This is a genomic window from Massilia alkalitolerans DSM 17462 (assembly GCF_000427785.1).
Taxonomy (GTDB): domain Bacteria; phylum Pseudomonadota; class Gammaproteobacteria; order Burkholderiales; family Burkholderiaceae_D; genus Telluria; species Telluria alkalitolerans.
Map to the genome: position 1 here is coordinate 108,024 of NZ_ATYR01000015.1, position 20,839 is coordinate 128,862.

Annotated in this window: 17 protein-coding genes; 14 read left to right on the forward strand and 3 right to left on the reverse strand. The window is 61.8% G+C overall.

The window, feature by feature from the left end; translation table 11 throughout:
* Positions 1-12: 12 nt before the first annotated feature.
* The 8 genes from YWC_RS0116335 (at position 13) to YWC_RS0116370 (ending at position 8,219) form a co-directional block, all read left to right on the forward strand.
* Entirely contained in the window at positions 13-516 is a 504-nt protein-coding gene (locus YWC_RS0116335) for a hypothetical protein (RefSeq protein ID WP_027866343.1), read from the forward strand.
* Between the two features lie 76 nt (positions 517-592).
* A complete protein-coding gene (locus YWC_RS0116340) occupies positions 593-961 on the forward strand; it encodes a hypothetical protein (RefSeq protein WP_027866344.1) in 369 nt (122 codons plus the stop codon).
* Between the two features lie 5 nt (positions 962-966).
* Positions 967-1,650, forward strand: a complete 684-nt coding sequence (locus tag YWC_RS0116345; RefSeq protein ID WP_156923753.1) for an HNH endonuclease — start codon at positions 967-969, stop codon at positions 1,648-1,650.
* A gap of 32 nt (positions 1,651-1,682) precedes the next feature.
* Positions 1,683-2,963: a hypothetical protein gene (locus YWC_RS0116350; RefSeq protein WP_027866346.1), complete on the forward strand. Its 1,281-nt coding sequence runs from the start codon at positions 1,683-1,685 to the stop codon at positions 2,961-2,963.
* A complete protein-coding gene (locus tag YWC_RS0116355) occupies positions 2,938-3,228 on the forward strand; it encodes a hypothetical protein (protein ID WP_156923754.1) in 291 nt (96 codons plus the stop codon). Before YWC_RS0116350 ends, YWC_RS0116355 begins: the two co-directional genes overlap by 26 nt.
* A 34-nt stretch (positions 3,229-3,262) precedes the next feature.
* Positions 3,263-6,415 carry a putative type IV secretion/conjugal transfer ATPase gene (locus YWC_RS0116360; RefSeq protein WP_027866348.1) on the forward strand — a complete coding sequence of 1,051 codons (3,153 nt, stop codon included), beginning with the start codon at positions 3,263-3,265 and terminating at the stop codon, positions 6,413-6,415.
* A gap of 155 nt (positions 6,416-6,570) precedes the next feature.
* Positions 6,571-7,236 (forward strand): hypothetical protein, encoded by a 666-nt coding sequence (locus YWC_RS0116365; RefSeq protein WP_036214689.1) that lies wholly within the window; start codon positions 6,571-6,573, stop codon positions 7,234-7,236.
* Between the two features lie 191 nt (positions 7,237-7,427).
* On the forward strand, positions 7,428-8,219 hold the full coding sequence (locus YWC_RS0116370; RefSeq protein ID WP_027866350.1) for a hypothetical protein: 792 nt from the start codon (positions 7,428-7,430) through the stop codon (positions 8,217-8,219).
* 59 nt (positions 8,220-8,278) lie between these two features.
* On the opposite strand, the gene YWC_RS32140 is transcribed toward YWC_RS0116370, so the two are convergent.
* Entirely contained in the window at positions 8,279-9,616 is a 1,338-nt protein-coding gene (locus YWC_RS32140) for an IS4 family transposase (protein ID WP_211238978.1), read from the reverse strand.
* 183 nt (positions 9,617-9,799) lie between these two features.
* Between YWC_RS32140 and YWC_RS0116385 the strand changes: the two genes are divergently transcribed.
* Entirely contained in the window at positions 9,800-15,799 is a 6,000-nt protein-coding gene (locus YWC_RS0116385; protein ID WP_027866352.1) for a strawberry notch-like NTP hydrolase domain-containing protein, read from the forward strand.
* Between the two features lie 6 nt (positions 15,800-15,805).
* Here the strand turns inward: YWC_RS0116385 and YWC_RS29745 are convergent, their stop codons facing one another.
* Entirely contained in the window at positions 15,806-17,167 is a 1,362-nt protein-coding gene (locus YWC_RS29745; protein WP_051306513.1) for a type II toxin-antitoxin system HipA family toxin, read from the reverse strand.
* Positions 17,164-17,394, reverse strand: coding sequence for a helix-turn-helix domain-containing protein (locus YWC_RS0116395; protein ID WP_027866353.1), 231 nt, complete (start codon positions 17,392-17,394; stop codon positions 17,164-17,166). Before YWC_RS0116395 ends, YWC_RS29745 begins: the two co-directional genes overlap by 4 nt.
* A gap of 300 nt (positions 17,395-17,694) precedes the next feature.
* Here YWC_RS0116395 and YWC_RS34050 point away from each other — a divergent pair, with 300 nt between their 5' ends.
* The 5 genes from YWC_RS34050 (at position 17,695) to YWC_RS0116420 (ending at position 20,793) form a co-directional block, all read left to right on the forward strand.
* Positions 17,695-19,194 (forward strand): DNA topoisomerase, encoded by a 1,500-nt coding sequence (locus YWC_RS34050; RefSeq protein WP_027866354.1) that lies wholly within the window; start codon positions 17,695-17,697, stop codon positions 19,192-19,194.
* Positions 19,191-19,718, forward strand: coding sequence for a DNA topoisomerase (locus YWC_RS34055; protein ID WP_027866355.1), 528 nt, complete (start codon positions 19,191-19,193; stop codon positions 19,716-19,718). Before YWC_RS34050 ends, YWC_RS34055 begins: the two co-directional genes overlap by 4 nt.
* Before the next feature lie 124 nt (positions 19,719-19,842).
* Positions 19,843-20,091, forward strand: a complete 249-nt coding sequence (locus YWC_RS0116410; protein ID WP_027866356.1) for a hypothetical protein — start codon at positions 19,843-19,845, stop codon at positions 20,089-20,091.
* Positions 20,092-20,103: 12 nt separating this feature from the next.
* Positions 20,104-20,331 (forward strand): RNA polymerase sigma factor sigma-70 region 4 domain-containing protein, encoded by a 228-nt coding sequence (locus YWC_RS0116415; protein WP_027866357.1) that lies wholly within the window; start codon positions 20,104-20,106, stop codon positions 20,329-20,331.
* 9 nt (positions 20,332-20,340) lie between these two features.
* Positions 20,341-20,793: a hypothetical protein gene (locus tag YWC_RS0116420; protein WP_027866358.1), complete on the forward strand. Its 453-nt coding sequence runs from the start codon at positions 20,341-20,343 to the stop codon at positions 20,791-20,793.
* Positions 20,794-20,839: the final 46 nt, after the last annotated feature.

Sequence of the window (20,839 nt, forward strand, 5' to 3'; positions counted from 1 at the left end):
GGAGCAACCGACATGGACCTCAATACGCTGCTGGCCTCGTTTCATGAAGGGGCGGCTGTCGTCAAGGAGCTGGCGATCGCTGTTTGCTCGCTGGCGCTGGGCTGGTTTCTGGTCGGGAGCGCGGCGCACCGCATGACCAGGTGGAACGACGCTCGCCGCACGTATGGGTGGGGGTCTGTGTCGGCCAGGTTCCTGGTCGGGACCTTCTTCATCAATGCCAATGCGTACATCAACATGCAGGTCCTGACCTGGACCGGCGAGGCGATGCCACTGACGAACTCGATGTCGGTTATGCCGGGCGGTGGGGACAGTGTCCCGAAGATGATCCTCCAGTGCGTCCTGGCGTGGATGGCAACCCTGGGTGTGCTGGCCATCATCAAAGGCACGCGCCTCATCGTCAAGCTGGGCGACGGTGGGCAGACCCAGGTCGAGGATCCAGGATGGACCGCAGCGGTGTTCATCATCGCAGGCGCGTTCGGCGTGAACCTCTGGCGTTTCGTTGGCCCAATGATCTAGTTGCAACCACGCAGAAAGAATTCGGCTATACACCGGATATGTAGTTAAAAACCACTCTAATTAAGGGAAATCCCAAATGAAACTCTCGAAACACTTCCTGAAAGTTGCGGTCCCGGTCTTCGCGATCGGCATGATGGTTGCGGCGCCGGCGCGTGCCGATACCCTGTTCGAGCGCCTGCGCACAATCACCAGCAACCTGCCAGTGATCAAGGATCTGGCAATTTACGGCTTCTTCCTGGCCGGCCTCGTTGCGATCGGTTGGGCCGGTATGGAAATGCTCAAGAAGTCGAAAGGCCGCGCCGGCGAGGACACCAGCTGGGGCAGCATCGGCATCAAATTCATCGCCGGCGCCCTCATGGTCGCGCTCACCGGCACCACCGACACCATGACGCAGACCTTCGTGGGTACCTCGACCACCTCCAACTCTTCCGTCAACCTGCAGTAAGCAAGATGTCGGAACTCGTACCAGGCGTCAGCCGAAACACTTTCCGGGATCACGATCCGCAAGCGGAGGTGGCGGACGCCGCCTACCGTGCGAAACGTCCTTCGGTGCTGCAGCGCGCGTCGTACACATGCCAAGCATGCGGAGTGAAGTCGGGGAGCGGCCTGGAGGTGCACCACAAGGACTGCAATCACGCCAACAACGCGGATGAGAACTTCTCGCCGCAATGTGTGTTTTGCCATCCGGTCAACCATATCGGCGAGCTCGCCAGCCGTCTGGTTCGTGCAGACGAATCCGAGCTCGCCGGGGGTGCGTCGCACTTGGCGTACCTGCCGGACCTGCAGCAGTCTGACCTCTCGCACTTGATGCGCACCATCGGCCACGTGCTGGCCTCTTCGGATGCATCCGAAGAGGCGAAGGCCGATGCGCGAATGCTCCACGCCAGCTTGCTCGAGTACTCCCACTACATCGAGTCTGTGTGGGGGTCGTCCAAGGCCTCGCACTTTGCAATCGCGCTGAAAGAGGTGAGCGAGCCAGTGTACGCGGGCCGCGCGGAGCCGATGAAGGGGCTGCGGGTTGTTTTTGGGCTCGGTGTGATCGCGAAGCAAGCGAAGAAGTTCGCTGACGAATTCGCGTCGCTGCCGATGTCCTCTTGGCCGTCGATCTTCACTCGACGCACGGCCGCTAGATAAGAATTAATGAAGCACGGAAGCACAGGGATCTGATGTTTGAGCTGAATGTAACGCACCGCAAGGCGGCGCAGGCGGAACCGAAGCCGTCACCTCGCGAGGTGGCCGAGAAGCTCATGGTTGGTATCGTCCTTCACGATAACCGCAACACGCTCGCGGAAGGGTGGGCGTTCCTCCCGCACCGCGAGCCGTTTCGTGTGCGTGGCCTGTACGACCTGCCGAATGACGTCCTGTGGATCTCATCGGGCGACTTCCAGGACTTCCGCAAGCTCGGCGGCGCACAGATGCACCATGTGCGGCGCACGGGCTACTTGGGCCTGAAACTGTCCGAGATCGCCACCGACTTCGGCATCCGGATCGACGGGCACCATGCGCTCGAAGGCGGCAAAGCCCTGGTGGTCTATGTCCAGCATGCCGTGCGAATGGCCGTCGAGGTCTACAAGCTGGATGACCCGACCCGCAACCTCCAGGACGACACCCTAGTGGCCACGATCAGCAAGGCCCTGCCTCCGACATCACCGTCCAAGGATATGCTGCTGCGCAAGCTCTCGTCCGCATACCAGAGCTGGTCGTCGAAATACACGCCCTTCATGGATAACTGCGTTCGCGTGCGCCTGCGCTTTAACCGCATGCCATACGCTGAATGGCTGTTGAGTAATCCGGTCCCCGATTCGGGATGGTCTCATGCGCTGTCCGACGTTGGCTTCGACCACGATGCGGTCATGGCCGGCACCTTCCCGCCGACCTTGATCGAGTGTGTCGTGGAGCTCGACGGCGTGCCAGCTGAGCTGGCGGGTCTGATCGCCTACGGCTTCGGCGCATCGCGGCAGCGCTCCAAGCGCAGCTGGATGACGGACGTCGAGTATCGCTGGGTGAGCCGCTACGCCCGAGTCCACGTGAAGTCGTACCTGGTGTCGTTGACGTGTCTGCCGCTGCCTTCGGGCTGCCAACTGCCGTCGGGCCTTACCCAGGATCGTCTAATCAAGGCTCTGCCGGCTACCGGACTCGTGTCTTATGTCCACTGCCAAGCGCTGATGGCGGCGAAGTACTCGCGTGTGACCAACGACCAGGAATACGACGTACATGCCACGTGGTTACGCGCGCACGACCGAGCAATTTGTTTCGAAGCCGCTCTACGCATGCAGCAGGCCGGGTTCCAAGTCTCCGGGTACGGAAACGGCTCGGTCATGGTCAACGTCGATCGCGAAAAGCTGGTCGAGCTGGAGCAGGCCGCGATTGCGAACGACTTCACGATGCCGCGCTGGAATGCGCTTCTACAGGAGTTTGGCTATGTTAGCCCCGATCATTCCCATTGATCCCCTCGATCGGGCGATCAGCCAGATTGTCTGGCGGTTGCCGCTTGAGCTGACCGCGGAGATGGATGCCATCTTCCATTTGACCCCGGTCCAGCGGATCCAGCGCCTGATGGAGATCATCACCACGGCCGCGAAGCGTGATCCCAAAATCGTCGAGGTCCTGCGTCAGCCGGATGTGCTGCCAGGTCTCAAGCAGATTGCAGACGATCGCCGGGCCGAGCAAGACCTGGTTGCCCAGCAGCAGAGCCCGGCACGCGCGCCGTAGGCGGCGCGCATCCATCCCTTACACGAGTAGCAATATGACAAACATCCTGCTTTCCCTCGCCGAGTCGGCGCACGATAACCTGGGCGGCGGTAGCGCCATGGTGCACTGCCAGTGGCGTGGCGCCGTGGTACCGTCCCAGCGTCTGGATCAGGGGGCATTCATCAGCGAGCTGCTGCAGGACAGCCACCTGCCGCAGAGCACGCACGGTGGAGCTGTCGCCAGCGACGAAGGCCCTTTCCCTGAGCCGTATTCGCTGGAGATGGCAGACGGAACGCTCGTGTCGTTCCTGCTGGTACGAGGTGCGCGCACGAACATCCGCGAGGCTGACGCGGCGCGCATGGCTGAGCTGGTCTCGGCGAACGTCGCAGCGTATATGGCCGGCGGAAGCGGGAGCTCGTACTCGTTCGGCCTCTACTTCCTGCACGACCCCAACACCGCCGCGCAGGTATTCGAGCAGAAGATCGCGCCGATGTTGGCCACGGCCAAGCGTCTGGGTGGCGACGCCGAGTCGTATCGGCGTGACCTGGCGTCTCGGCTGGCGAGTGGTGCAGCTGAAGAGATGACGCTCCTCACCGTGCGCACGCACATGAAGGCTCTCCGTCGGGATGAGCTCAAGCGCGCGACGGAGCAGTACCAGGAAATGATCAAGAAGATCATGGAGACTGGGAAGGGCATAGAGAACCTGCCTATGGCGATGACGTCGCCGTTCGGCCAGGTGCTGCTCAGCCGCAGTCCTGCGATCCTGCAGCGCCACGAAGGCCTGGTCAAGAACCTCTTGAGCGACTTCAACAGCCGCGCCATTGGCCTGTCGATGCAGCTGATGGCCGTGCGTGAGGCCTTCGAAAGGGTGCGCCGCTTCGGCGATCGCGAGATCCCCTTCCAGCCAGGCTGGACAGCGCGGCTTCTCGGGCAGGAGGGCTCGATCTACTCCGCGACGGCAGACAACGGCTCGCCGGCGCCACTGGCGCTGGGAATGCAGGTGCTCACCCGGAAAGTGATCGGCCATATCGATAACTACGAGACCGCCAGTATCGGGCACACCTGGTACGGCACCGCGGTGATGGAGGTTGGGCCTGTCTCGCCTCGCAAGCTTCCATCCCAAACCATCTTCGCGGCGCTGATGCAAAAGGTTCGTGCCGTCGGCATCCCGATGAGCATCTCGTACGAGATCTTGCCGAAGGGGCTCGAGTACAACAAGCTCAACCAGTTGCTCAATGCGTTCCTGGCGCCCTTCAATGCGACCAACCGGCAGATCCGCGACGCATACAAGGAACTGCGAGACCATCACGAACGTAGTGCTGCGACAGACCCGATCATCGGCCTGCGCGTGTCGTTCGCCACCTGGGACCGGTCGAAAGAGAAGGCCGAGAGCGCACTTCAAGAGCTCGACCTCGCTGTCAAGAGCTGGGGCGGTATGCAGGCCTCGCCCGAGACCGGTGAGCCAGACGTTGCACGCCTCTCCAGCATCCCGGAATACACCACCGCAAGCGTGGCGCCAGTGGTGCCAGCGCCGCTTTCCGATGCGGTGTACATGTCGCCGCTGATGCGCCCGGCCTCGCCATGGGAGTTCGGACAGCTTCAATTCAAGACCAGTGACGGCGTGATCTACCCGGTGCAGATCGGATCGAGGAAGCACGCGTCCTTCGTCTCGGGCTGGTGCGCACCCTCGGGTTCCGGCAAGTCCTTCCTGATCAACCGGATGATGTACAGCCTCTCGCTCACGCCCGGCGCCCAGCAGTTGCCATACGCACTGCTAATCGACGTTGGCTACTCGGGCAAGGGCTTCCTGCGGCACCTGCGCACGGTCCTCCCGCCAGCGTTGCACGACCAGCTGGTGTATTTCAAGGTGCTGAACGATGCCGAGTACTGCGTCAATCCGCACGATCTGCAGCTGGGCTGCAAGGGGCCGACGGGCATGGAGTTGGACTTCCAGGTCGCGGTCTACGAGGTGATCTTCAAGAGTTTGGGCGAGGAGGCCAGTGCATTCATCAAGGCGATGATCGCAGAGGCTTATCGGATGTTCGGGCCTGATTCGACCGACGCCAGGATCTGGCAGTCGGCCTATAGCGAAGACATCAGTCGCCAGCTCGAGGAGATCGGTTTTGAGATCGACCATGCGAAGCCGCCGACTGTCTACATGGCCGTAGATGCCCTGTTTGCAGCTGGCCGCATCGAGGCAGCCCGCATCGCTCAACGCTTCGCCGTGCCCCGCATGGAGGATATGACCAAGGTGCTGCAGAGCGATCGTATTCGCTCCGTCTACGGCACCGCGAAGATTAACGATGAGCTCATGGTCGATCGTGCATCTCGCGCCTTGATGAATGCGACCTCAGAGTATGCGGTCCTCGCCGGCGTCACGCGCGTCAATGTCGACAACGCCCGCATCATGGTGGCCGACCTGCAAAATGTTCTCGGCGGCTCTTCGGCCAGCGGCCGGGAGTTCGCAGGGATGATGTATCTGTACGCACGCCACCTCGGTGCGCGCAACTTCTTCCTGGACGTCGATGAGATGGCAACCTTGGTTCGACCCGCGTACAAGGACTACCAGATGCGCCGTGTCCGCGAAATCCAGCAGACGCCGAAGGTGCTCACGTACGAAGAATGGCACAACGTCAATTCAGTGAAGGGCCTGGTCAACCTGAATGAGAAGGAAACGCGCGAGACCCGTAAGTTCAAGGTCTACCTGAACTTCGTGACCCAGTACGTCACCGACCTCCCGAGCGCGATCCTCGACGGCACGACGACCCTTATGGTCACCGGGCAGCAGTCGGAAAAGCAGAACGTGTTTGCGAAGGATGCACTGGGCCTGTCGAATACCGACCTGGACATTCTGCGAAACGGTCTGGATCGAGTGGGCCGTATCTGGTCGTGGTTCCGTCTGCGCGATGGCATGGTGACGGCGGTCTTTGATAACGAGGTCGGTCCGATCGAGACCTGGTGCTACACCACCGACGATACCGACGGACCACTGCGTAATGAGCTCGAGCTGCTGATCGGCGAGCGCGAAGCTCTCCAGTGCCTTGCCCGTGAATTCCCCAAGGGGTCGGCTGCATCGTACATCGAGCAGCGCAGCCGGATCATGGGTACCGACCGGGTGGGCGACAGGTCCACGACCATTACGTCGATCATCGCCAGGGAAATTGCCGAGCGCTACCACGAATCGGCGCGCGCGCTGCAGGCCGCCTGATAGGAGCCCGATGTTATGCACAAAAAAGTGGATAACTAGGGCCTTTTTTTCGTCCAAAGCCAGTGCCCATGCGGTTTCCATCGGGAATGACAAAAAACAGGCAGGTCCCGGATCACCGCTCCGAAATGGGCTTTTCACTACCGGAGAACTGAAGCATGAAAAAGACGATGACGCCCGTGAGCCGCGGCGATGTAGCAGTAGGCGCCTTGCTCGGTGGCGTGGCCGCTTGTGTAGGCGCGGTGGCGCTCGGTCCTGTGGGCCTGGTGCTGGGCGCGGTCCTGGGGGTGGGCGTATCGGTGGAGCGCCGGCGCCAGCGCGCCGCGCTACAGGCCCGGATCGATAACCCCGCGCTCGTCGAGTGGGATGTGGTCATCGAGCGGGTCCATGTTGGCACCCTGTCCGATGCCGGCCTGGCCGAGCTGGAGAAGGGCGTGCTCGAAGACTGGCATGTCTACCGTAGCCAGGCTCTCAACCTCCTGAGCACCGCAATCCGGGCGGCGCAGATGCTGGCTTGGGTCGTGCCGGTTGCACTCTTCTGGGCAGCGCTTGCCGCCGTGGTCAATCCAGAGGCGATTCGCACGGCCGTGAGCGACCTGCAAGCGATGACCGGGATGGCGAGCGCAATTGCGCACGTGACGCTATCTGCCGCTGGCATCCTTTGGGTGGTGCTGATGGCCATTGCGGTCGGATTTTATCCGTGCCTGGGCTACGTGAACATGTTCAGCGCCGAAACCGCACGCGCAGTGCGCCATCGCGTGCGTGTTGTAGCCGACGGCCGCATGATGCTCGTCCCACATCCGGCAGCCGCCGTCGCCGCTTGACCGAGAGGTTCCGGGGAGCGCAAGCACTTTTTGCAACCACGCCTGACCGAAATTTTTATGATGGGCTCATCAGCGATCGCACAGCGGTTTGCTGAAGCGGTTAAGCAGCAAAAAGTTTAAGCGATATGGCATCGTCATCGGCCCAGACGCTGCCCACCAGTCCTGGGCCAATTTCTACAAAGGGAATCATCATGTTCGGTCGCATCAACGGCAACAGCAACGGCAACACCACCTGGGTCAACTACAACGGCAAGACCGGCCTGTTCACCATCGATCACCGCGAGCAAAATGCCGAAGGCAGCTACCGCGAGCACCTGACCACCACTGGCCGTAAGGTCTACAAAGAAGAATACCCGGACATGATCTCGGCGTTCGTGCGTCGCGTGATCGTCAAGGAAGAAGAAGTCTACCAACAGCAGGGCGTCTTTGAGAACAAGATCCTGGTGTCGCTGCGCAGCCCGGACGGCAAGGACGCCGTCGTCAAGTTCAGCATGGGCAGCAGCGCACTCCAGGTCCTGGGCGCCATCAACGCCGCTGACCTGACCCAGCCGATCACCCTGAAGAGCTACGTCTTCCCGGCCGGTAGCAAGGGCAAAGACAAGGAGGGCAACGAAGTCATCCGCCAGAAAGACGAAGTGCGTCTGGTCGGCTACCAGGGCGAGCAGAAGCTGGCCAACAAGTACGGCGAAGGCGAAGTGCAGATTCCGCGCGTCGAGAAGATCGAAGTGACGAACCCGGCCGGTAAAGTGATCAGCACCGTCAACGACTTCTCCGCGCAACACGAGTTCACCCTCGAACTGGCGCGCGCAGTGGACGCGAAAGTGAAGGCTGCTTCCGGCGCCCAGCCGGCACCGGTGGCGCCGCAGGCTCAGCCGGCACCGGCCGCAAGGCTCGACGAGGATACCTCGCTGAACGTGGCCGACATCCTGGGCGAAGAAGACGGCGGTGCCGCCGACGCAAACGCTTTCGGCAACAACCCGTAAGCGAACTCGGCCGCGAGAGCGGTCGTCTGTACAAAGCCTCGCCATGTGCGTAATGCCAGTCAGTTAAGCTGACTGGCATTTTTTGTTGGATATTTTTTTCTGGTAGGCTTAACGACCCGAGGATAGGATCTCGCTCGGCGCTCGGGCAAGAGATAGGAGTTGGCCTGTAGTCGTAGCCAAGCCAAGCGTCTGGGTAAGGTACCTGGCGTTTGCAAAGGCCAGTGATAGAGTGCAGTCGTGATGGCTAGTGCCAGCCATTGGAAGCTCAACCGTTGTGGCGGCACTTGCAACTCGTCGGCCATCTGCGCGATTTCATACCGGAGCAAGTTATAGGCGATGAGCATTCCCCATACCTCCTGCCTTACCAGTTCAGGCCGCTTGCTTCGCAGGACATGAGTATTCTTCAACATGCCTTGCTTTATCTCCCTAAAGCCGAGTTCGATCTCCCAGCGCTGCATGTAATGTGCAGCGATTTCCCTGGCCGGAAAGCGATGAGCGTCGCACAGGGAGGTTAGAAATTGTCGCGGTTGTCCACCTATCGTGCACTTGATGAGGCGCGCCTCCCAATGCGTCGGCAAGTCTGGACGCTGCTTGCAGGCCTGAGGTGAGATGGGCATGCGTACCAGGTAGTCTCCAGGAGCAAACTCATGTACAACTTCGTATCGTAACGGAGTTTTTGCACGCATGAGCCAATGCCGTTGTTGGCCACACTGCTGCCAATCAAGGAGAAACGCTGCTGAAAAATAGGCACGGTCAAAGATCGTTAAAGAATCATCAGGCACTTCGTGCATGAGTGGCTTGGCAAAGCTGAGTTCACCAGTACGATAGTCGCCGAAACGAGCGCCGCGGACCAGGTGTGTGTATGTGTCCATCAGGCACACTGCCCGGACCTGTGGCCAGACCCCGTCGCCATGCGAACTGGATGATCGTCCGAATTCACTGCAGTTTGCCGGCGTGTCTGGTATGGACCACACCACGCCATCGACCGCATAACTGCGCAAGCCATGAAAAAGTGCTTCGATGGGCAACGATGCGTTTGCCCAAGATCTGGCCAGTCGATCGAACAGCCATGCCAATGGCGCTTCGCCCAAACGCTCACGCCCTGCAACGGCAGCACTGGGGACCGGTGAACCTGAGGCTGGCCCCTCAGCAAGATCGAGTTGCTGGACGATGTGCCAGATCGGTTCGTCACGAAACAGCGCCAATCCAATCACAAGCCACACCATCCGCTCGGCTGGTAGTCGCCGTCGTCGAATTGAAGCCGTGCCGGTTTGCTGCAGAGCTTCGTCGATCCACTCTGGATCTATCAGGCTGGCGAAACGCTCGAACTCATGCGGTACCAGCTCAGCCGCATAGTCCATATCAAGTTGGAGAGCCATAATAAAAAACGGATTCACGTTGTACGTGAATCCGTTTTAGTTCAAGCCACCGACAGGTCAATGCCTTAATTGACTGGCATTACGCCATGTGCGGGGCTTTTTTCGTTTTGTGGGCAAGAAGCGCAACCACGCCTGCACCGTTCCTTTACCGTAGAGCTATCGGTCAGTTGCACATTGCAGAATTCACATACAGGAGTAAATATGCCGACTTGGTTCGATCTCGGTAAGGAAGGGGTAACACTGCGGTTCATCAAGGAAGAGGGGTTCAAAGAGAGCCTGCTCATCATCGCCGGTGTGCCGATTGGCTCCCCTGAGTGGGAAGCGTGCCAGCGCGAGCCCCTGGGCTTCAAGAAGGTCAAAACTGGCAAGCCGTTCCTGATCCGTCCGTTCTCGCCGACCAAGACGCCGATGCTGTCCGACTTCCGCACGGTCTTCCCGCTGGCCCGCCAGATCCAGGTCCCAAGCGCGCAGGACGTGCGCCTGCGCCTGCAAGGCGGCCCCACGCTGTCGGCGCAAGAAATTGCGATCACGGCCGCACTGCGTGTGGCAGCGCCGATCGGTATGAACCTGATGGGCCAACGCGTCTTCGAGCGCCCTGAAGGGGAGCGTTTCGTGGTCGATGCCGAGGGCCAGCGAGTCGAAGAGGGCGCGCTGCCGGCGGCATTCATGCTGCGTGCGGACGATTCCAACCTGGTAAGCTGCGTGCGCGGCTTCATCGCGGGCCTCATGGCCGGCTCGCACGCTGATGTCGCCGACGTCAACCGCTTCGTCGACGTCCTGTACGGCCGCGGCGCCTCGCTGGATCGCCGCAAGGTGGAGGAGGTTGCCCAGACCATCGAAGCGGAGATGGCAAAGCGTGTCCTCGAGCGCCACGAGCTCGCCGGCGACGCGGCGTACCGCGAAGCCCAGCTGCTATACGAGAATTCGCCACCCTATGCCGGTCCCCAGAAAGATGCTGGTGCTATCCCGCTGCCGGCCGCCATCGCAGCCCAAGAGCTGGTGCGCGCCTTCGGCGGTGAAGGCTCGGTTCCGATCTACATCCCGCAACTGAACGACGGTGCCGTCGCGTCGCTCCTGGGCCGTAACTACGTCGCCCTGACTGACCCGGCGACGCCAGAATCGGCCGATGGGCGCCTGCGCAGCTTTGTCCCGGACTCGGTGACTGTCGTCGAGCGCGCCTTCACTGAATCGGTGCCGCCGCACCGCCTGTCCATGATCAGCCGCGACGACGTGACGGCCGAGACGCTCGAAGACGTGCGTGGCGCCATGGCGCGCCGGCACCAGAATGGCTTGACCATCCTGACCTTCCCAGAGTATTCGAGCGCCGTCGATGTCGACCGCCAGGCCGAGAAAGAGCGCGTGAACGCTTTCCTGCGCGGCCTGCAGACCGACTACGATGTCCTGGGTATTGGCCTCTTGTCGCCGGTGATGCGCCGGAAGATGAATCTCCAGTCCGGTCTCATGATGGTCACGGTCGGCCGCAAGTTCAGCGCGAAGGAGCGCGAGCTGCGCGGCGAGGACTGGGTGCCGCGCCGCCAGGAGACCATGTACGACTGGGATGCCCTGCGCACCTACACGAACGACGTCTTGGTCCGTGTGCACGAGTCTGCCGGCCGCAAGATGACCGCCGAGGAAGAAGCTGCCCTGCGGGCCAATGAGAACGCCGAGAACAGCTACCAGCTGCCATACGAATCCTTCTCGCGCAATGGCGACGTCCAGCTCATGATCCCGCGCAACCTGGCCGGCCCGAGCTACAAGGCGCTGCAAAACCTCCAGGACCGCAGCGGCAACATCGACGAGTACGTGCGCAATGCGATCGGGTTCACGGACGAGCAGTTTGCCTACCTGGCCCCGGAGCAGGTCGACGCGGCCGCGCTGATGGTGAGTGCCCTCGACCGCGACAAGGGCTTCGTGCTGGGCGACCAGACCGGCGCCGGCAAGGGCGCGACCATTGCCACTTCCGTCTCCTACGCCTGGCAGCGTGGCCTGTCCGTGATCTTCGTGACGAAACAGGACAGCCTGTTCTCGGACTTCTATCGTGACCTGAAGAAGACCGGCCTGCACACGCAGCTGCGCCCCATGGTGCTGAACCACGGCGCACAGGTGGTTGACCAGTTCTCGGAAAACCTCGACAAGATCGCAACCGGCGTGACGCGCAAGAAGTTCGCCGAAAACTTCCAGTTCGGCCTGGAAGGGTTCGACAACCCGAACCTGGTGTTCTGCACCTACTCGCAGTTCAGCAAGGGCGAGGATTCCGACAAGGCCGAGTGGATCAAGTCGATCGCGCCGAATTGCATCGTGATCTTCGACGAATCGCACATTGCCGCGGGCGACACTTCGCAGCTGGGATCTGTGTGCACCTCGGTGGCCAATGCCGCCAAGGCCGTCGTGTATTCCTCGGCAACCTGGCTCAAGGACGCGCGCCAAATGAGCTTCTACAGCCGCATGCTGCCATCCTCGATCGACACGTCCATGGTCTCCGAAGCGATGCAGGCCGGCGGCGAGAGCATCCAGGAAGTGTTCACCGCGATGCTGGCCGAGGACGGCCTGTTCATCCGTCGCGAGCGCGATGCCTCCCAGCTCGACATCATGATGACCGTGGACGACGCGCGCCTGGCCGACAACGAGAAGATCTCCGACCAGGTGGCGATCATCCTGCAGGGCCTGCAGCGTCTGTGCGGCGTCACCGACCAGGTCGGCCGTCGCCTGACCCGTGGCCAAATCCAGAAGCTCGACACCGCGCAGCGCTTCATCCAGGCCACCCTCGACCGCGCCAACAACTCTTCCCGAGAAGCGATCCTGGCGCTGCGCGCGCGCACTGCGCAGGATGCCACCGCTCCGGAAGAGGAAGCCGACGGAGGCAACGACGAGGCGATTGACGAAGCCGCGCGCCAGGCCGCGGAGCTGGTCGCCAACACGTATGCCCGTCAGATGGCGAACGACGAAGGTGTCGCAGGCCGGGCGGAGTCCGAGAACGAGGAGTTCCTGGCCGCCGGCCATGCGGCGCACGTGATCGACGCCGAGGCGATCGCCGTGGACGAGGCGCAGGCGCTGCTCGACGGCGGCATGCCGGCCGAAGGCGGCCTGGCGAACCTGCTGGACCTGCGAATCGAAGACTTGGGCCTGACGGCCGAGCAGACTGCCAAGCTCTCGACCGACATCGGCATGCTGGGAGAAGACGGCGACGCGCTGCGCCGCCTGCAGACCGAGATGCGCCGCATCAAGCGCATGATCGACGGAGTCAAGACCCAGACCACCAGCTTCGGCAGCCTGCTGTTCACGACCCAACGCACGCTCAACGTGGCGCTGCAAGCCCGCTTTGCCGGTGAGCGGGCGGTCGAGAAGATCCGCGAAGGCAAGAAGCCGATCATCTTCCTGGAGCAGACCTTTGAGCAGCGCATCAAGGAAGCGCTGGATGACCCGGATACCGTGAAGAACGAGGACGGCACCTACACGATCCGACCGCAGACCCTGAAGCTGACCTTGCGCGCCATGTACGACACGGTCGTGCGCATGACCCACGTCGACGCTGAGGGCAATCGCATTGAAGGCAGCGTGCTGGACTCGCAGTTCATGGCGTCCGAGGACGAACGTGAGGCGATCAAGGAAGGCCTGAATACCCTGGACGAAATGATCGACCAGCTGCCCGACGATCTGTACTGCTCCCCGATCGACACGATCTGCAACGCGATCCGCAATGCCGGCTTCACTGTCGGCGAGGCCACTGGCCGTAAATATAAGGTCATCGAAATGAGCCATGACCATTGGACCGTCGCCTCGCGCACGGCCCAGGAGTCGAAGATTAGCAACATCGAGCGCGGCTTCAACTTCGGCGACTACGACGCACTGGTGGGCAACAAGGCGATGTCGACCGGCATGAGCCTGCACGCCTCGGAAGACTTTACCGACCAGCGCCAGCGCACGGAAATGTTCTGCCAGGTGTTCGGCGATATCGTCGACTACGTGCAGGCGATCGGCCGCGCGGATCGTCGCGGCCAGGTTGTTCCGCCAGAAGTGGAAATGCTCGCGTCGGGCCTGCAGTCCGAGGCACGGATCATGATGGTGCACTATGGCCACCTGCGTAAGCTGTACGCCTCGGCCACCAGTAACCGTTCCAGCCGCTTCGAGCTCCACGAGCTGCCAGACCTGTTCAACAGCGTGGGCGACGCATCCGTGCGTGACTTCCTGCAGGCCAATCCGGCGATCGCAACCCGCCTGGGTATCGAGTTCCGCTCCTTTATGCCGGCGGCTATCCACCCGGACGGTACCGAGGTCAATGCGTCCATGCATGGCCTGGCCAAACGCACCGTTTCGCGCCTGGATCTGCTGCCGGACAAGGAATCGCGCACCGTGTACCAGGAGATCACGTACAACTTCAACGAGGTGGTCGCGGAACTGAACGAGCAGGGGATCAACCCGCTGCGCACCAACGTGCTCGACATGGCCAGCTTCGACGCCGCGGCGATCACCGGCTCGGAGGACCTGTTGCCGGCGCGCCTGAACGAGCAGGGCGACGTCGATTCCGTCTTCGACGAGGCCGTCGAGCTGCAAACGGTCACGACCAAGTATCGTGTGGCGGCCCGCAAGTGGGACGACACGCTGGCGGAGATCGAGCAGAACACGCACCGGATGTTCTTCGAATCGCAGCGCGCGCGCGCAGCCGGCGGCACGCCAGACTTCGTGCCTGACCTGGAAACCCCGGCGATCTACCGTTCCGCGGGCAAGGACGTGATGGGCCCGATGACCGGCGCCATCCGCATGGTGCCTTCTGGCCTGCGCACCCGCGTCGAGAAGATGTTCGACGCCATGCTGGTAATGATGCGTTCGTCCGACGCAGCGCGCCAGGGCGCCGATCAAACCGTTGAGCCGGGCCGGGCCCAGGATGAACACGGGAACCAGCTGATCACCCCGACACAGGTGATCGAGCGCCGCCGCAATTGGCTGCTGCAGCACCTGCAGCATTTCATGCCTGGTCAGCACGTCATTGTGCGCGAGCGCCACTTCGGTATTGGCGAAGAGAAGGTGCTGAAGGGCGCCGTGACTTCGCTGACGCTGCCGCCGCGCGGCCGTGAGACCAACCTGGCGCGCTGGGTGGTCACGGTCCAGATGGCCGGCTGGACGGCCCCGCAGCGCTTTACCCTGGCCGACCTGTACAAGAAGCAGTTCACCGGCTCGGACCTGTGGTTGCCGGGCGCGGAGCGTATCGACGACGGTCTGCTCAGCCGCGAGGTGCCGGACGAGTTCAATGCTTACCTCGAGCGCGACCACGTCTCGAAGCGCTACGTCCTGTGTGGCAACCTGTTCCGTGCGGCCTCGATCGCGGCCAAGCACAGGATCGGCGCCGGCGCGGTGCTGCAGATGCCGGCGGAAGCCCCTCGCCGCGTGATCAACATCCGTCCGTACATGACGAAGGAATCGATCTACTCGACCGTGCCGGTGGAGCTGGGACCTGAGGGCGTTACCACGCTCTTCTGCTCGACCTGGTCGGGCCTGAATCGTCCGCCGGCGAAAAACGCCCACTACTGGCAGGAATTCATGCGTTCGAGCCTGGAAAGCCGTGCACTGCATTCGAACGCCGATTCGAAGAACGCCGATGTGTCGCTCTACTGGCTGCCGACGCGTACCACCTGGCAGCAGGACCTGCAGGAAGGCTTGAGCGAAGACGAAATGGATCAGCGCCGCACCGCTCGTGGCCAGCAGGGCGAGCACCTCCTCGCCGGTATTGGCGCGCGCATTCGCAAGACCTGCCTGGACCGCGAGGAGCAGTCAGCCCTGGCTACGGCCATCAACACGGAACTCGGCTACGAGATGGTCAAGATCGAGCGCGGCAAGCAGGGGGCGGCCACGGTCCGGATGATCTTGCGCTTCACCGATGCTGACGGCAACCGCGACAGCGACGACAAGATCCGCGAAAAGCTGGCAGTGTTTACTCGCCACGTGATGAGCGCAACCGAGACCCGCCAGTTCTACTCGACCTCGCCGGAAATGCGTCTGCTGGCCATGGCTGTCACCCAACGTACCCGTGAGCAGTCGCGCGCCCTGCGCGAGGCCGCGCACGAGGACAAGATGATGCGTCGCCAGATGCAGCGCATGCACCTGGATGGAGGCGATGACGACGAGGTCGATGGTCAGGACGCGGGCGAAGATGAAGTCGAGCCCGATGGCGGCGAGGATGACGCGAGCGAGCAGCGCGCCGCCTGATATCGCTTACGGACTAGGGGCCTGGCCAGGCTCCTCCTCTTGCAGGATCTCGTCGCTCTGCTCTGGCCCTTCGGTAATTCGCTTTCCGAGGCGCGTTGAGATCGACGAGATCCGCTGCACAAGGCGCTCAGCCATGACCTTTTCTTGCGGGTTCAGCACAGGGCGCAGCTGCTCGACGACGGCCGATGCTGCCGCCGGCACCTGGCGAGCCATGTCGAGCGCAAGGTTCACCATGTACTTCGGCGCCACGCCGAGGCTGCCGGCGAGATCATGGATATGGGCTTGAGTGATCTTGCCGGGCTCCGTCTCACCGCCGATCTCAAAGGCAAACTTTGCAGCCAGGCCGGGATAGACCCGCGTACACATCAGGTCGTAGAACGGCGCCAGTCGCAGGCCACCAGGCGTAGCGATAATCGACAAATTCTTCGCGTGAGAGTCGTCATTTCCGGCGCACAGGTTGAAGAAGAGCCAGCGCAGCAGCTGCAAGCGGTCCACCGCCGGGCGGGCCGAGATCTCAAGTAGGTCATAGCAGTCCTTGAACGTCGGGCCGCCTTCGGCCTCGTATTTCACGTCTGAAGGCTTCTCGAGCATTTGGCAGAAATCTGCCTGCCAGATGCGTTTCAGGGAGCCGTCAGGCTGCCGTTCCCGGTCGTATCGCTCGACGAGACACGCGCGAGTGTTCGGCTGGTACGCCACCTTCGCGGTTCGGAGGCCGCATTTGACGGCCGCGAGCATGATGATCGTCTCGTTTACGGCCGATGCAAACACCTTGATGTCGCTGCGCTGGATATCCGGCTTGAGGATGTGGGTCGAGGGCGCGTTGCCCATGGGCCGTGCGGGCTTGCCCTCTTCGTCGACGTACAGGAGTAGCTTGAACTGCGCGCCAGACAGGGACATGCGAGGCGTGGGTAAAGCTGCGGCCTCGCGCTCGATCTCCTCCCGTTCAGTCGACTGGGCTCCGTCGGCGTGGACCAGCAGGTCGACCTGGTCCCACGTGAGGTGCTGGTAGATGGGAGACTGCAGGGTTTCGCCTTCCGGAACCAGGACGAACGCGCCGGCGCTCTCCCCCCCGACGCGGGAGAGCAGGCCGAAAACCGTTGAAACCTTCTCTCGAATGCTGATGACCTTGCGCTGGTCCCCTTCAGGGAGAAGATTCTCGAAGAAGGCGGCAACCGCAGGCGTCTCGACCTGCTCGGGCGTCAACGGCAAACCCGGCACAATAGGCTTGGCGCCAGGCGTGGTCAGCCACGTTTGGCTGTAGCTGAACGACAGCGGGTCGGTATTGTGGAGCGTACCAACCAGCCCGTCTGGGCCATACACCCAGAGGGCTTCGGGGATGCGCTTGGCGGATATTTGTGATGAACTCACGATTTCTCCCTGATGATGAGCTCCAAGCCTAGCAGCGACAGCACGTCGATCACCGACTGCATCTGCAAGGTCTCTTTTCCCCGTTCGAGGTCGATGAGGAATCTGTTGCTTTTCCCAGCCAGTCCGGCTACGTCGAGCTGGGTTAGTCCCTGTTTTTTGCGCGCTGCACGCGCGATTTTTCCGAGTTCGACTGTCGACGTGACCTTCTCATAATCAGTGCTATCCATGGTTACCTCAATGTGAGCGCTCAATCACATTCTAGCACCAGCATCGGTGGAAATAGAAAAATATGAGTGATCTATCACTTTACGGTCAGTAAAGAATCGATCTACACAAAATATGATCGATCGATCACCTGTGATAGGCTCCTATGACCCTGACGCCAATTAAAATTCGTGGTGGATATGTTTCTTTTGCGCAACCACTGATGATGCCTGGGACATCTTGCCAACTTTCAATTCCCCATCGATTCTTGTACCATAGCTATCTTATGAAACAAAATTGGGACCTCTAGAATGCCTCGGACCGTGATCCTGGCCGAAAAAGCTGCGGTAGCGAAGGAGATTGCATCCTATCTGGCGCAGCAGCAAGGCGGCCGGTCCAGGCGTGAGGAGTGCGGGTACCGGCTTCCCAACGGCGATTTTGTCGGCTACACCAACGGCCACCTGATCGACATGGCACCGATCGATCAATACCTTGCGCCAGAGCTGGCGCGGGAAGATCCTTTCACCTACCTGCCGGTGATCCCCTCGGTACACAAGCGTTCGCCCCGGTCTGCCCGGAAAGAGGATGGAACGGTAGTCATGCGCGATGGCGCTGCGGTCCCGGATCCACTTTATGCCGTCATCGAGCGCGAAGTGAAGGCGGCCGACGTCATCATCAACGCCGGCGACAAGGGCAGGGAAGGGCAGCTCGTGATGGACGAGCTGTTCCGTCAGCTCGGGATCGACCCGGCCGCATCGAATGTTCTGCGCGCCGCGGTCACCGACATGCATCCCAAGGCCCTGGAGAAGGCTTTCGCTGAGCTCACCCCCAACGGCCTGCCGCGCTGGCAGTTCTCCGGTGAGGCTGCGCGCGCGCGCCAGGAGGGCGACTGGCTTGTGGGTTTCAACGGATCGCGGGCATACCAGTCTCTGCTGCACGACCGCAGTGTCGCTGTCGGCCGCTTGAAAGGCCCGATCCTGTGGATGGTGGCAAAGCGCCAACGTGAAATAGAGCAGTTCGTTCCGACACACTTCTATACCCCGGTGATCACCCTCCAGGACGGAACCGAGCTCAAGTGGAAGGCGCGGCCAGGCTGCGAAAATACCGAGGGCTTCGACGAGCGTGGGCGGATTACGAGCGAAGAGCTCGCGCGGTCCATCGTTGACCGAGTCAATGGTGGCTTGCAAGGCCGGTACCAGAAGGCGGCCGTGCGCCGCAAGCGCAAGGCGCCCCCGATGCCGTTCACGAAGACGACGCTGGAGATGGAGGCGAGCCGGCGCCTGGGCGTGCCGATGGAAGATGTCACCGAGGCGATGCACAACCTATACCTGAAGCACCGCCTGATCTCCTATATCGGTACCGACTGCCCCTACATCCCGGAGACCATGCTGCTCGAAGCGCGCCAGATCATGGCCGGCTTGTCGCCCATGTTCGGTAAGGTGATGCGCGGGGCGAACGCCAGCGCGCGCCCTGGGTCGGTGGACGACTCCAAGATCGGCGAGAACGAGCACCATGCGATTGTTCCCTTGGGGACCCTTCCCGCATCCGGCCGGGATCTGAACGCAACCGAGCGCGAGGTGTTCGAGATGATCACCCACCGCTTCGCCGCCCAGTTCTATCCGGACTTCGAATACGACGTCACGACGGTCGAGGTGGCCTTCGGGGACGATGTGTTCGCCGCCGATTCGACGCAGGTGGTGCGCTACGGCTGGACAGAAGCCGATGCCCAGGAGCCGGAGATGGATGTCGAGGACGATGAGGCGCCCCAAGCCCCGCCGGTGGAAGTCGAGCTGGACGAAGACACCGAGGCGGAGGCTGGATGAGCAAGCTGAATATCTCCGCGGTCCGAATTGGCGCCATCGTCGGCGCCGTCTCCGCACGCGTCGAAGTGACGCAGAGCGAGCCGCCGCCCAGCTACACCGAGGCCGGCCTGCTCGAAGACATGCTGCTGGCCGCGCGCCACGCGGCGAGCCCGGCAGACGCGGCCGTGCTGGAGGCGACCAACGGCATTGGGACCGCGCGCACGCGCAGTGAGGGTATCATCGACCTCATCCGGAACAAGTCGCTGGCTCGCGACACGCGCACCGTGGGCGGCCGCCCGACGACGGTAGTCGTGCTGACCGAAGCCGGTAGAAAACTGGAAGCCGCTTTGCCGGCCGAGCTCAAAAGCGTAGGCCTGACGGCGAAGTGGGAAATGTTATGCAGGCGCATCGAGCGAGGCGAGGTCACGGCCGAAAACTTCCTGGTCGTAATCCGTAAGTTCGTCGCCGCTGTGGTTGCGGACGCAAAAAAGCGCAAGGCAAGTGGTCGAGTTGCAACCACGCCAGCGCGGGTCCGTCAAAATTAAAGAGCGGTAAAGCCGTACATATTCGAAGGACAACCACATGAGATCGGAGCAAATAATGAGAACGCTGAATGGCGCCCGTCGCGCAATCGGTTTGAGCGGTCAGGGGATTGGCTGTAGCCCGGTCGTGATCACCAACACGCTCAAGCAGCTCGACCGCGAACACTGCTCCGCAGCGCTGCCGCTGACGGTTGCGGCGCTCAAGAGCGTCCTGGAAAAGAAGATGCCAGTGTCGGAAAAGGTCGCGGTCGGATCGCTGTCCGAGATCAATCAGCTGCGCTCGCAAGTCAAGCAGCGCATGGCGATGGAGCAGAGCGAAACCGACGCCCAGGAAGAAGACGATTCGAGCGAGATGGCGCCAGGCCGTCCGTCGTAACTGGAGCCCCACATGAGTCTCCAGAGTCAAGGTGTGTCGGTTGTCGTGCGCGCCTACGACCAGTTGCCGGATGAGCAGCGCGCCATCTACAAGGCGCGGTACCTCACCGACGAGACACGCGAGGCAACATGCCAGCGTCTCGGGATGGCGCCTGAGCGATACGACCAGGTGCTGGAAGACATCATGCGCTCGCTGCGCAAGATGGTCGCCGGGCCGGCGCTTCAGGCTTCTGGCCAATAAGGGGACAACATGCCAAAAATCGTGGTCGATTTTGACAAGGATGTGCCCGCCGAGCTGGTTGAGACTGGTCCGATCGACGGCTTCTCCGAGCGCGGCCGTGGGCTGCTGTTCATCGAGATGATCGGCCATGCGGCCAGTGACCTGGTCGAGCCGGACTGTGAGTATTACGACGAAACGCTCGCCTGGGTAAAAGACCCTCGCAACATCGAAGCATGGCTGCAGATCGTGGACGCTTCACCCTCGGTTATTCCTGCCCTGCAGACGGCCCTGCTGGAGCGTCCAAGCGAGCTGAAAACGGCTTGCGCTTACCTGTCGCGTTCTGCGGCCCGCACCGGCGGAAGCCTGGATCGCTTCATGCGGGCGATGGGCATGCAGTCAGCGACGAGCAGCTCGTCGCTCGCCAGCTGGGACGAGGCTGACGAAGACGGCGTGACCTACAGCGCCGACTACCGGGCTGCGTGAAGCTCGAAACCCATCTCACCGCACGAATTTTTCGCTGATATCGGCG